The 12,840-nt window shown below is 69.6% G+C and carries 12 protein-coding genes; 7 read left to right on the forward strand and 5 right to left on the reverse strand.

All coding sequences use genetic code 11. The features are described from left to right. The first annotated feature begins 58 nt into the window (after window positions 1-58). A complete protein-coding gene (locus tag OG798_RS19060) occupies window positions 59-1,018 on the forward strand; it encodes a ketopantoate reductase family protein (protein WP_328757365.1) in 960 nt (319 codons plus the stop codon). 61 nt (window positions 1,019-1,079) lie between these two features. Here the strand turns inward: OG798_RS19060 and OG798_RS19065 are convergent, their stop codons facing one another. Genes OG798_RS19065 through OG798_RS19075 form a run of 3 tightly spaced genes read right to left on the reverse strand, consistent with a single transcriptional unit; the run spans window position 1,080 to window position 3,573 of the window. Continuing rightward, window positions 1,080-1,670, reverse strand: coding sequence for a hydrolase (locus OG798_RS19065; RefSeq protein WP_067363001.1), 591 nt, complete (start codon window positions 1,668-1,670; stop codon window positions 1,080-1,082). A gap of 2 nt (window positions 1,671-1,672) precedes the next feature. Further along, on the reverse strand, window positions 1,673-3,085 hold the full coding sequence (locus OG798_RS19070) for an MFS transporter (RefSeq protein WP_328757367.1): 1,413 nt from the start codon (window positions 3,083-3,085) through the stop codon (window positions 1,673-1,675). After that, on the reverse strand, window positions 3,085-3,573 hold the full coding sequence (locus OG798_RS19075; RefSeq protein ID WP_067362995.1) for a MarR family winged helix-turn-helix transcriptional regulator: 489 nt from the start codon (window positions 3,571-3,573) through the stop codon (window positions 3,085-3,087). Before OG798_RS19075 ends, OG798_RS19070 begins: the two co-directional genes overlap by 1 nt. Before the next feature lie 150 nt (window positions 3,574-3,723). On the opposite strand from OG798_RS19075, the gene OG798_RS19080 reads away from it, so the two are divergent. Beyond that, the gene (locus OG798_RS19080) at window positions 3,724-5,235 is read left to right on the forward strand and encodes a hypothetical protein (RefSeq protein ID WP_328757368.1); all 1,512 of its coding nucleotides are present in this window, start codon (window positions 3,724-3,726) and stop codon (window positions 5,233-5,235) included. On the opposite strand, the gene OG798_RS19085 is transcribed toward OG798_RS19080, so the two are convergent. After that, entirely contained in the window at window positions 5,197-6,081 is an 885-nt protein-coding gene (locus tag OG798_RS19085; RefSeq protein ID WP_328757369.1) for an alpha/beta fold hydrolase, read from the reverse strand. The two genes, OG798_RS19080 and OG798_RS19085, sit on opposite strands and share 39 nt — an antisense overlap. 115 nt (window positions 6,082-6,196) lie before the next feature. Between OG798_RS19085 and OG798_RS19090 the strand changes: the two genes are divergently transcribed. From OG798_RS19090 to OG798_RS19110, 5 genes are all read left to right on the forward strand, one after another. Then, on the forward strand, window positions 6,197-6,604 hold the full coding sequence (locus OG798_RS19090) for a winged helix-turn-helix transcriptional regulator (RefSeq protein WP_121416269.1): 408 nt from the start codon (window positions 6,197-6,199) through the stop codon (window positions 6,602-6,604). Between the two features lie 110 nt (window positions 6,605-6,714). Continuing rightward, window positions 6,715-7,056 (forward strand): hypothetical protein, encoded by a 342-nt coding sequence (locus tag OG798_RS19095; RefSeq protein ID WP_121416268.1) that lies wholly within the window; start codon window positions 6,715-6,717, stop codon window positions 7,054-7,056. Window positions 7,057-7,130: 74 nt separating this feature from the next. Beyond that, on the forward strand, window positions 7,131-8,021 hold the full coding sequence (locus OG798_RS19100) for a nuclease (protein WP_121416267.1): 891 nt from the start codon (window positions 7,131-7,133) through the stop codon (window positions 8,019-8,021). A 105-nt stretch (window positions 8,022-8,126) separates the two neighbouring features. Next, entirely contained in the window at window positions 8,127-10,097 is a 1,971-nt protein-coding gene (locus tag OG798_RS19105; RefSeq protein WP_267061640.1) for a SpoIIE family protein phosphatase, read from the forward strand. Window positions 10,098-10,186: 89 nt separating this feature from the next. Next, on the forward strand, window positions 10,187-10,561 hold the full coding sequence (locus OG798_RS19110; protein ID WP_328757370.1) for a hypothetical protein: 375 nt from the start codon (window positions 10,187-10,189) through the stop codon (window positions 10,559-10,561). Between the two features lie 65 nt (window positions 10,562-10,626). Here OG798_RS19110 and OG798_RS19115 read toward each other — a convergent pair whose 3' ends face one another. Then, window positions 10,627-12,069, reverse strand: coding sequence for a DUF7405 family protein (locus OG798_RS19115; protein WP_220788885.1), 1,443 nt, complete (start codon window positions 12,067-12,069; stop codon window positions 10,627-10,629). Between the last annotated feature and the right edge of the window lie 771 nt (window positions 12,070-12,840).

Genomic DNA, 12,840 nt, shown 5'->3' on the forward strand with positions numbered 1-12,840 from the left:
TGATCTACGTCGAGGCGGCCACCTTCCGGGGCCGACCGACGAGAGGATCTAACAGCCAATGACCAAGGACCAGTCGAAGGAACGGGCCGACGAACGGTCTCAGGAACGGTCGACCGTGGCGGTACTGGGCCCGGGCGGCGTCGGCGGACTGCTGGCGGCGCTGGTGGCGCGGGCCGGACACCGGGTGATCTGCCTGGCCGGGGACGAGACGGCGCGGGCGCTGTGCACGGACGGCATCCGCGTCCGCAGCGGCCGGTTCGGGGACTTCACGGCGGCCGTGGAGGCCGACACCGAACTGCGCGAACCGGTCGACGCCTGCCTGATCACCGTCAAGCACACGGCGCTGGACGCGGCCCTGGAGCGGGTACGGCCGGAGGTGCTCGGCGACGGACTGCTGGTCCCGTTCCTGAACGGTGTCGAACACCCCGCGACGCTGCGCGCCCGCTACGGCGCCGCCCGTGTCGCCCCCGCCGTCATCCGCGTCGAGTCGACCCGGACCGCACCCGGGGTCATCGCACACGGCAGCCCCTTCGCCGAGATCGACCTGACCGGCGCGAGCGTGCCGCGCGGCCGACTGGACGCGCTCGCCGGGGTGTTGGCGGCGGCCGGCCCCACCGTCCGCGTGATGGACGACGAGACGGCGACGCTGTGGGCGAAGATGTCGTTCCTCGCGCCGTTCGCGCTGCTGACGACCCGTTACGGGGTGCCGCTGGGCGAGGTCCGTACACGCCACCGCGAGGAGTTGACGGCCCTGGTGGCGGAGACGGCCGCCGTCAGCCGGGCGTGCGGCGGCCCGGCGGACCCGGCCGTGGCCCTCGCCCGCTACGACGCCTTCCCGCCGGACACCAAGTCCTCCATGCAGCGCGACGCCGAGGCGGGCCGTCCGCTCGAACTGGACGCGATCGGCGGCGCGTTGCTGCGGGCCGCGGACCGGCACGGGGTGGCCGTGCCGGTGGCGCGGGGACTGGTGCGGGAGTTGGAGGGGCGGGAGGAACTGAAGGGCGACCGCCGCCACTGACCCCAGCTACGGCTCGCTCCGACCAGGGCTCACCCCGACTACGGTTCACCCGACGCGTGGCTCAGGCGTGGGTCTTGGCCAGCACTTCCAGGATCTCGTCCGTCGTGCCCGTCTCACCGAGACGCGGGAAGATCCGCTCGACGCTGTTGCGGTGGGTCTCGGCGTCGATGTCGGACATCGCGTCGGTGGCCAGGGTGACGTGGTAGCCGTGCTCGTGGGCGGCGCGGGCGCTGGACTCGACGCCGATGCTGGTGGCGATGCCGACCAGCACGATCTGGGTGATCCCGCGGCGACGCAGCTGCAGGTCGAGGTCGGTGCCGTAGAACGCGCCCCAGTTCCGCTTGGTGACGACGATGTCCTCCGGGTGACCGGCGAGCTCGTCGACGAGGACGTCCCAGCCCTCCGGCCAGACACGCGGGGCGCGGGCGGGGCCGTCGATGCGCCCGGGGACGCCGTCCGCGCCGTCGGCGGCGGCGGTGACCCGGACGAGGACGACGGGGAGGCTCTGCTCGCGGAACGCGTCCGCGAGCCGGGCCGACCGCTCCACGACCTCGGCGGCCGGGTGCGGGGCGAGGCCCGGGTTGCCGGCGATGCCGTTCTGCAGGTCGATGACGACGAGCGCCGTCTTCGGGTCGAGCGTGGTGACAGCCATGATCAGGCCTTTCGGGGGGTGGAGTGCGCGGGGGTGCGCAGGGATCGGTCGAGCAGGGTCACCGCCAGGAGCAGCGTGGCTCCGGCGAGCATGAAGAGGGCCAGGTCGTGCAGGCCCCCGGTGTCGGCGCCATGGGGGAAGACGGCCGCGTCGGCGGCGGAGGCGACCATCGCGCCGAGGTACATGAAGGTGCGCAGGAGGCCGGCCGCGGAGCCCATGCGGGCGGGGTCGGCCTGCCGGTAGAGGGCGTTCTGGTTGGCGAGGCCGTTGAGGCCCTGCGGGATGCCCATGACGATCCCGACGGCGCCGAGCAGCCAGATCGCGCTGCCCGCGTTCGCGCCCAACAGCGCGGCACACCCGGCGATCTGCACCAGACTGCCCACGACGAGCTTGCCCCGGATCGCCTCGCGGCGCCCGGTGACGGCGGAGACGGCCAGCGCGCTGAGCGACAGGGGCAGCAGTACGAGTCCGGCGGTGGCGGCGGACAGCTCCCGTCCCTCCTCCAGCCACTGCGTGAAGCCGTACAGGAACGCGTACGCCGTCGTGAAGCTGAGGAATTGACGCAGGAAGGTCGCCAGCATGGGGATGTTGCCGCCGAGCACCCGCAGATCGATGAACGGCTCCGCGACGCGAACCTCCCGCAGGGCGAAGGCCGTTGCCGCGCCGACGGCGAGGACGAGCAGCCACCAGTGGTCGGCCCGCGGTTTCATCAGGAAGAACATGAGGGCGGCGAGCAGGACGGCGAACAGCGCCATACCGAGCGGATCGACGCTCCGCCTCTCCCGCCGCCCGCCCGGGCTCTTCGGCAGCCGCAACACACCGAGGACCAGACAGGCCCCCGACAGCGGCACGTTGACGAGGAAGATGGTGCGCCAGCCGCCCACACCGATCAGCAGTCCGCCCAGGGTGGGGCCGACGACGGAGACGGTCTGGGCGGAGACGGCGAGCGCGGTCAGTACTCCGGCCGGGCTGTCCCGCCCGGTGCGCTCGGCCTCACTGCGGGTGAGGCTCATCGAGGCGGGGTACGCGGCGGAGGTGCCCACTCCGAGCAGCACCCGGGCGGCGACCAGCGCGCCGAGGCTCGGAGCGAGGGCGCCGAGCAGCCCGGCGATCCCGACGAGGGCCGTCCCGATGAGATAGAGACGACGAGGTCCGTACGTGTCCACGAGCCGTCCGATGACGGGCTGCCCCACGGCGGTGGCCAGGTAGAGCCCCGTGACCAGCCAGGCCGTCTGCGCGGGCGGTGCCCCGAGCGCGGCCCCGATCGGCACCAACGCCACCGCGATCATCGCGGAGTTGATGGGATTCAGTACGGATCCGAGGACCATCGGGGCGATCAGCCGCCGGTCGAAGGAGTCCGCGGGGCGGGGGCGCGAGCGCCGGTCGGAGCGAGCGAGTCCGGATATCTTGGGCATCACGGCCGGGTGAGCCGGTCCAGTACGGCCATGGCCTCGATGACGGTCTGCCGCTCGGCCTCCGTGCAGCGGTCCTCGAAGGCCCGGGCCAGCCACTCCGCACGGGCCTGCCGGGTGCCCTCGATGCGCTCGCGCCCCGCGTCGGTGAGCGTGACGAGCTGCCGCCGGCCGTCCCCGGGGTCGGGGTTGCGCTCGATCAACCCGTACTGGTCGAGCGCGGCGAGCGTGGCGGCCATCGACTGCGGGCGCACCCCCTCGGAGGCCGCGAGTCCACTGGCCGTCGCGGCGCCGCTCTTGCTCACCAGCGTGAGCGCGGACACCTGGGAGGGCGTGAGGTCCTGCGCCTCCCCCTCCGTCTCGGCGACCTCCCGGATCCGCCGCCGCAGCCGGTTGAACGCGACCCGCAGATCCCGCGCGGCACGGGCGGCGGACCCGGAGATCCCGTCGACACCGTCCGCGCCTTCGGCGCCGTCCCTACTGTCGTCCATGCCCCCACGCTAGAATCTTCAGCCCAGACTGTCCAGTTCAAACTGTGCAGTCTGAGCTGAGCAATCCAGTCGAGTTGATACGGGGAGCCGACGGAGCCGGAAGGAAATCCACGGGCGCTTCCCGCCCGCCCCCGGGCAGGATGTCCCCCCGTGAACCACATCCTGTGCGGACTCGCCGCCAACCCGGCCCTGCCCTCCGAGCTGGTCGACCGGCTGATCACGGTCGCGGACGACGAGATCGCCACGGAACTCGCCGCCCGCCCGGACCTGAGCCACGCGCAGGCACTCGCCCTGGCCGCCCTCGGCGAGGGCACCGCCGTACACCTCGCGTACGAGGGACGGCTGACGTCCGCCGACATCGATCCCGTGGCCCAGCCGCAAGCCGCGCTCGCCCTGCTCGACGCGGGGGCCGGCCTCCCGGAGTGGGCGCGCCGCTTCGCGACGGATCCGGTCATCGAGCGCCGCGAGAAGCTGGCCGCCTGCCCGGACCTTCCCCCCGATGTGACGGACACGCTCGCCGCCGACTCCGAGATCGCGGTGGTGGCCGAGCTCGCGCTGTGGACCACCCCGGACATGGCCGCCCGGCTCGCGCGACACCCGCATGCGGAGGTCCGCCGCGCGGTGGCGGCCAACGAGACGACACCACCGGCCGTACTGGAGATGCTGCTGACCGGGGACGGGCTGCCTCCGGCGCTGCGCTGCCTGGTCTGCGACCGAGAGCGGACTCCAACCGCGCACCCGCACCCGCACCCGCACCCGGCCGACGACCTGCCGCCGGGCGCGTTCTGTACCGGTTCCCACGAGTCCACGGTGCACGACATGTGGCGGCAGGCACTGAGCAACCCGGCCACTCCCGCCCGGGCCGCCGCCGGCTTCGCCGGCCATTCCTCGGCACTGCTGCGCTGGTCGCTCGCCGCCCGCCCCGATCTGCCCCCGGAGGTATGGGGGCGGCTGGCCGACGACCCGCTGCCCGGCACACGGGCCGACCTCGCCGAGAACCCCGCGGTCGACGCCACCCACCTGCGCGCGCTGGCCACCGACGTGAGCCCCGACGTACGACGCAGCCTGGCCCACAATCCCCGGGTGCCACTGGACCTGCTCACCTCCTTGGCGGGCACCGTCAAGATCGGCGCGACCCTGCTGCCACGGATCGCCGTCGCCTCCCCTGCCGAGGTCGAGAGCCTGGCCACGTCTCCCGATCCGGCCGTACGGATGCTCCTGGCCGCACGACGAGATCTGCCTCCAGGAATACGCGACGCGCTGGCCGCCGACACCGACGCGAAGGTGCTCAAGTCCATCGCCCCGCACCCCGGCCTCTCCGAGGCCCGACTGCGCGACATGATCGACCATCACGGAGTGCGGGTGCTGGCCAAGGTGGCGACGAACCCGGACGCGTCGCCGTCCCTCCTGGAGCACGTGACGAGACACGACCCACCGGTCCAGAAGGCGTTCCGCGAGGTGGCCCGCCACCGCAACGCGACGGCGACGTCCCTGCTCGCCTGCCTGACCGACCGACGGGCGCGACCGCTGGCCGCCGCCCACCCGTCCCTGCCCGTACCGGTCATCGTCGAACTGCTCAGCGACGCCGAGGGGCGCGTGGCGGAGGCGGCCGCGGCCAACCCGTCACTGCCGTCGGCCATGATGCTGAAGCTGACCCCTTGATCCCGTTGATCCCGCCGGGGCGAGGAACGGCTCCAGCAGGGCGAGGAGCCGGTCCGGGCGGTGCAGCGGGATGATGTGTCCGCAGTTCTCGATGACGTGGCCGCTCAAGTGGTCGGTCACCGGCCGCAGTTGTTGTTCGAGCGCGCTGCCCACGGGGTGGGCGCCGATGGCCATGGTGGGTACGGTCAGCCGGGCCGTGCGGACGGCTTCCTGGATCTGCCGGGAACTTTCGGGCAGGGCCCGGTAGTACGAGAAGGCGCAGCGCAGGGCCTCGGTCCCGGTGTACGCGTGGACGAAGGCGTCACGGACGGCGGGATCCACGCCCTGCCCGAGGGTGCCCGCGTCGAGGAACCATTCGATGTACCGGTCCTCGTGCCCGGTCAGGACGGATTCCGCGAGGCCGGGTGCCGAGTGGAAGCCGAACCACCACGGCGCGCTGTGGGCGAGGAACTCCTCGGCGCCCGGCAGCCTGCCCACCAGCGACTCCATGACGACGAGTCGCCGGACGAGGTCGGGGCGGCGCATGGCGAGCAGGAAGGCCGGCGGGGTGCCCGCGTCGATGCCGACCACGGCGGCCGAGGTCTCTCCGAGGGCGTCGAGGAGGGCTTCGGCGTCGGCCGCGAGCGTACCGGCGTCGTAGCCGCCCGCCGTGCGCGCGCTCGCGCCGCATCCGCGCAGGTCCGGTGCGATGACTCGGTACCGCCCGGCGAGCCCGTCCAGGACGTGGGTCCACAGCTGCCAGGTGTGCGGGAAGCCGTGGAGCAGCAGAACGGCCGGGCCCTCGCCGGCCAGGGCCACGTTGAGTTCGACGCCGTTGGCTTTGACCTGCCGGAGTGCGACGGACATGAGACCTCCAGGTGCGGGGGGCTTACCAATGGTGACAACCAAACGCTAGGTAACTAACCTGGAGAAGCCAAGACCGTACTTCCACGACAGGTAGTGAGCCCCAGGTGACCCCCTCATGACCCCTTCTCCGCCACAGCCCCGCGACGGGACTCGCGGGGATCTGTTCGATCCGCGGTGCCCGACCCGTCGCCTGCTCGACCGGATCGGTACGAAGTGGATGTCGATGGCCGTCAAAGTGCTGGCGGAGGCGTCCCCGGAGGAGGTGCGCTTCGCGGAACTGCAGCGCAGGATGCCCGGGATCTCACAGAAGATGCTGTCGGTCACCCTCCAAGGCATGACCCGCGACGGCCTGGTCGACCGCAGGGTGGAGCCGTCGGTGCCGCCGCGCGTGTACTACCGGCTCACTCCGCTCGGCCTGTCACTGGAGGTTCCGCTGGCCATGGTCAGGGCCTGGGCCGAGGAACACATGGTCGAGGTGGACCGGGCCAACGCGCGCAGCCGCGAACTCGCCGACGACGCCTGACCGTTCGGGCCGCCACGACAGGAAGCCGTCCGCCGTGGACGCCCCACCCGTTCGCGTGAAGTCCCCGAAGGAACTCGCACCTCAAATTCGAACAGGCGTACCATTGCCGCGTGGCTGCGACCTATGACTTCCCGAGTGACCTCCTGGCAGGCCAGGAGGAGCTGCATCAGGTCCGGGCGGAGCTCCTGGCCCTGCTCAAGAAGCTCCCCTGGTCGGTGGAGCCCCTGGACGGCTTCAGCGACGACAAGGGCTGGCGCAAGGTGGAACGCCCCGCCTCCCCCGGCTGGACACCCGACGAACAGGCCGAGGTCGAGAAGCTCCGCCAACGTGAACGAGAACTCGCCGTCTTCGTCACCTGCCACCGCTTCTGGTCGGAGGTCGCCCCGCCGGACACGGTGGACGCCCGCGCGAAGCTGAAGCACGCCCACGAGGGCCCGCCACAAACGTCGTAAATCCGCGTCACTCCGGGTACGAGGGAGCCTCCGCGCGGCAACAATGAGTCACCGGCGTTGACGCGGAGGTACTCATGCCCATGCTCCTCATCGAAGGCGACTACCGGATCCTGAACGCGAAACCGGACGGCGACACCGTCCGCTTCGACCCGCACGACGCGGCCTTCTGGTACGACATCCCCGGCACGCACAAGATCGACAAGACACACCGGAACAGCCGTGGCGGCGCCAACCTGCGGCTCGACGCGATCGACGCGCTGGAGACCCACTATCTGGGCACGGGCCCGCACGAGGTGCACCAGCCGCTGGACCTCGGCGCCCACGCCGCCCGGGACGAGCTGCTGAGCTGGCTCGGTTTCACCACCGTCCAGCACGCGGGTGAGAAGGTCACCGCCAGTACTCCCGAGAGCGTGCCCGGTTTCATCCTGGCGAGCGCGATCGACGTACACAGCCGCTGCGTCGCGCTGGCCGGTCGCGGCGCACCCCCCGCGGGCAAGAAGAGCGGCGACTGGATCACCGTGGACGTACCGCTGCTGCGCACCACCGCCAACCACCACCTGCTCACGCTCGGCCTGGCCTTCCCGACCTTCTACGCGAACCTCTTCCCCGACCTGCGCACCGAGCTGACCGCGGTGTCCCAGCAGGCGAGGTCGGCGGGCCTGGGCGTATGGGCCAAGGACATGACGACCACCGGGGCCGCGATCACCGGCCTGTCCTCCCTCACGGACGACCTGGTGCTGCTCCCGAAGCTCTTCCGCCGCCTCGCGGACCACCTGCGCTTCGCGCCCGACTCCTCGCTGGACTGCTTCCCCAGCTACCTCTTCGGCGGCGCCGACCGATTCCGCGTCCTCTCCCAGGGCCCCACCGCCAAGACCCTCACCGGCCTGCACCACGTGGTCGCGGTCAACGGCGGGACGGTACGCATGACCCACCCGATCGAGGACCTGGTCTTCGCCGAGGAATGACGAGGCCGGACGCTACGGCATGGGGCCCAACGGCGCGACAAAATGCGCGATTATGGATGAAGGGGATGCGAAGGGGCTGTTTTGGAATGGGCCAGGGAGCCGCAGATGGATACCTCGGACGAACTCCTCGACACGGCCGGCCCAGCGGCTCTCTTGACGCTGGACGGTGTCATCCGCAGCCTCAACGCCGCGATGGCCACGGCGCTGGGCAAGTCGGCGGCGCAGTGCCTGGGACGTGACTTCGGCGATCTGTGGCCCACAAGCCAGCGGATGTCGGCCGAGAGTCTCGTGGCCCACGCCGCCAAGACGAAGGCGGTCGCGATGCGGGTGCTGGACTTCCCCGCGCGAGGCGGAGCACCCGTTGCCAGCTTGATCGAGGCGCGGCCGGTGAAGGATCCCGCCAGTGACGAGCAGCTGGTCTGGGTGCACGCACTGGACGCTCGGAACGACCTGACCAGCCTGTTGATCCCGTTCCGGATGGCCACCACGGCCGCCCACCTCGGCCTGTGGATGTATTCACCCCATGACCACCAGTTGGAGTGGCTCGGTGGCGCACCGGCCGTGGCCGCGCTCTTCCCGGATCCCACTACGTCGCTTTCCAGAGTGATGTCGGCCGTGCACCCTGACGACCAGGAGGCCTTGCGGCAGCTCCTGCGCTCGGCCTCCACCCAGCAGTCCCCCTGGGTGAGGGTGCGGTACCTCCCCCAGCACGAGGGCTGGCATCAACTGGCCGCCCAGACCCGTCGGATCCAGTTGGGATATGACGGCCCCGAGCGGATCTTCGGGCTGATCCGCGACGACACCAAGCAGGAGAAGCGCAAGGAAGAGGTGCAGGCCGCGCTGACTGCCGAGCGACAGCGCGCCAAGGACATCGCCGACTTCTCTTCCGCCTTGATCACCGCGGGCACGGAGCAGGAGCTGCAGCAGGTCGTCCTGACCCGGCTCGCCGCGACCTTCGGCGCCAGCGGCGCCCTGCTCGCACTCGTCGACGAAGGCCGCCTGCGTGTCTCCACCGATGCCGGGATAGCCATGTGGGAGGCCGGTGTCATGCAGGGCCTGCCGCTGGACCATCCGAGCGCCCTGCCCGAGGCGATCCGCACCGGCAAGCCGCAGTTCATCCCCAACCGGGAGGATTACATGCGCCGTTGGCCACACGGGGCCGAATTTCCGCGGCTCGGCCGACTCGGCTCCGACTACGCCGTCTCGATCATGCCCCTCGTCGAGGCCGGCAACCAACCGCTCGGGGGATGGCTGGTGACCTACGCCAGCGGACACCAACCGTCCTTGGACGAGCGGACCCTCGTGGGTACGCTGGCCGACCTGGCGGGCCAGGCACTGCGGCGCATCAGGTTGCAGCAGGCACGGGTCGAGCTGGCCACGGCACTGCAGAAGACCATGCTCCCCCGGCTGCCCGAGCATCTCGCGGGCCTGGAGGTCGCCGCCCGCTACCGGCCGAGCCGGGACGGGCTGGACATCGGCGGCGACTGGTACGACGCCTTCGAGATGCCCGACGGGGCGGTCGCCCTGGAGATCGGCGATGTTCAAGGGCATGACGTGGACGCCGCCGCCCTCATGGGACAGGTCCGCTTGTCCATGCGCGCGATCGCCGCCCAGGAACGGGATCCGGGGACCGTGCTGATGCGCACCAACGAGCTGCTGACCACGATGGTTCCCCCACGATTCGCCAGCTGCACCATGCTGCATCTCGACCCGCGCGACGGGCAGGTCATCGGCACCAGCGCCGGCCACGTGCCGTTGCTGTGCGCACGCAAGGACGGCAGCCACAGCGTCCGCGAGCTGCCGGGCGGCCCGGTCCTGGGAGTCGTGCCCGACACCGTGTACGGCGAGGAGACCTTCACCCTGGACGAGGACAGCGTGCTGGTGATGGTCACAGACGGTGTGGTCGAAGGACCGGGCCTCACGTTGGACGCCGGACTGGAGCGAGCCGGAGCGCTGGCCGGCGCGGCCCTCCGTGACGGACTGAACGCCGAGGAGACCGCCGACCGCGTCCTCGACGCCGCGGTCGCGGTGGACCACCTCGACGACGTGGCCGTGCTGGTCGTCCGACGCGCATGACGGCACCCTCACCTGGTCGCCGCTGGGAGATCGCCTGGTCCGGCGTAAATCACCATGCTCACACCGGGTCGGCCGCTTACGGTGTCTTGGTGAAGAACGACCGACGCCTCCGCCGCCTCGTCGTGGACGACACCACTTGGTACTGGACGGTCCAGCAGCGGGTGAAGCCCGCCTACGAGGACTGCCGTCTGACGCTCTCCCTCTACCCCGAGGGCACGCGACGCCGACTGGCCCTGATCTTTCGCCCAGATTCGGACCGGATCATCTCGAACTGCTATTTCCTGTCCGGAACCGTGGTGCGTCTCCCGGACCACAGCTGTCTCAACCTGTACGAGCCAGGAACGGTCCGCCGCCTCCTGGACGCCGTTGCGCCGACCTCGGCCCTTTTTGCGTCCGACCAGGTGATCGAAGTAGACGGATGGCAGTACTTCGACGCCGTCGTGGAGATGGTCACAGCTGCCTAGCTCGCACGGACCCGACGGCGATCTTCTCAGCGGTCGGTTCTGGGTCGAAGTCCCAGTAGAGGTGGTCAGACAAGGAACTCGGCGAGCGGGAAGGAGCGATGGCGACGTGGTGGAACCAGATAGTTCTGCCGGTGGGTCGTCTGCAGGACCGAGTTGATGCCGGCGTGGGGGCTGCGCGGTGCGACAGGGAGTGTCATATCGGGATAGTGGCCGTCCATCGAGAGCCGAACGAGATTGAACATGGCAATCGTCGGCTGGAACGAAATGAAGTGCAACCCGGCCGCCGGCTTCTTGCTGTAGTGATCTGCCGTCGGATCGGATGTGTAGTGGAATGGATTGTCCAGCGTGTCGAAATCGCCGCGCACCGGAATGGTCGTCCCCGCCGGGTAGGCCTTCCCGTAATTGCTGGTCGTAGGTGACGCGGTGCTGTCCACCTTCGACATGCTCCCAGTGTGTCCGTAGGCGTGGTACCGCTGGACCCCTTGCGCCACTTCGGCCTCACTTTGACCTGGCGGCTGGAGGGCGAGCGTACCCGGCGCGGGTGCGGGCGAGAGGCCGGGCTGGAGCATCGCCTGGACACGATCCGCGTACTGAGGGAAGTTCCGTTCGTACCAGGTCACCAGATCCTGAAACAGGTGCGAGAGATGCATGGTGGTCCCCTGTTTGAAGTAACCATTGGGCCACTGGTTGGTGATGCCGGGCAGGGTCTCCAGATTGGCGATGTTGCCGGGGCCCATATTCGAGTCCAGGGTGGTGGCGAAGCCGAGGAATCCCTGCGCCTGTCGAGGAATCGACTGTGCACCGGGGATATCGGCTGCCAGCGCCAGCTTGCTCGGCAGGCCCTGTTGCCCGTAGAAACCGCCCCCGGAGAAACCCTGGCGGATACTCGTCACCTTGAACAAGCTGCCCGCCTGGTTGTTTCCAGGCCCGAACAGGAATTTTTGGGCTTCCTTGATATTGGCGAGCGAGTCGCTGCGGAGCAGCACGGCCACATCATTCTGTTCCAAGCGGACCGGCCCGAAGCCAGGCGGGGGCTGGTCACTGGGGAACGTCCTGGCTTCCTGCAGCGCATATACGGTGTGCCCATCCGCCTTGGACGTCATCAAATCGACCGGCAGATACGTTGGGTAGCGTGTTCCCGCCTTGAAGAAGCCTGACGTCTTGCCCAGGGTCGGGATGTAGTGGTGGAAGTAGGGAAGTCCCCAGGCTACCGTGGTGGCCACTCCTGTGGGAGTGGGCGGGAATCGGCGTTCCAGATCCAGGAGGGCGGACTCGAGGTGATGCTGCGCCTCCTGCAACGCCTTGGCTTTCGCCGGCACATTCAGCCTTGCGGTAATGACATGATCGTGCAGGGCCGGCACCCGGACGGCAATCGTGCCATTGCTGCTCTTCACGCCAGTGCCATTGACCATGACCACCTGCTCGCCCTGCAGGATATATTGCTCCTGCACGGGCGGGCTGTCGGCGACAGCGGCCCGATCCGGTGGTTTTGCAATGCCGTCGATCATCTCATAGATGCCGGCGGATGCCAGAGCGGCACCGAAGGTGACCGCTGTCCCTTGAAGAAGGCGTCGCCTACTCAAGTTCCCGCGTGATCGTCCCGCACCCTCATTTTCGTTGCCATCTGTCATGAAACGTATTCCGCCACTGTGGAGTAGATGTCCGCCATCACCCGGCATCGAAATGCGCACGGGAGGGGTCAGGGTTGAAATGAAAGGCGAGGGCCAGGTGAGTGCGCAGCGCCGCCAGATAGCCGATGACGGTGGGTGCACCGACTGGTTGCCGTCGTCATCACCTTCGCTGTCGCGATATAACCACACACGGCCAGAGTCATTGAAGCCAACACGCGGCCTGGGTCAGTGGGTGCGCATTTCGCAGTCGCCGAACAAGGGAAAGTCACGGCCTTTCCACCTCACGAACCCCATGACTACGCTCCTCTCCACTTCGAATAGTGAAGACTGGGCCGAATACCCAGCTGCTCGACTGGAACCCGGCGCAGAACACGCACGCATCGCCACCGAGTTGGAGCGGCAAAGAGCCGCCGGGCACGGCCCATTAAGCCGTCAAGGGTCGAGCCCGAGGCAAGAGGACGCGGCCCATCGTGGCCGGCCACAGGCCAAGACCGTGCGGGCAAGAGCTCCCACGGTGCAGATCTCTCGATGGGAGAACGGCGTCAACCGGCCCAGCCAGACCTACCGCCCCGACCCGCCACCAAAGATCAAGGCCCAGATCCTCGGGTACCCACCCGCTGATCTGGGCCTTTCTCGTGTCCTGAGACT

Source organism: Streptomyces sp. NBC_00271 (assembly GCF_036178845.1).
Lineage (GTDB): Bacteria > Actinomycetota > Actinomycetes > Streptomycetales > Streptomycetaceae > Streptomyces.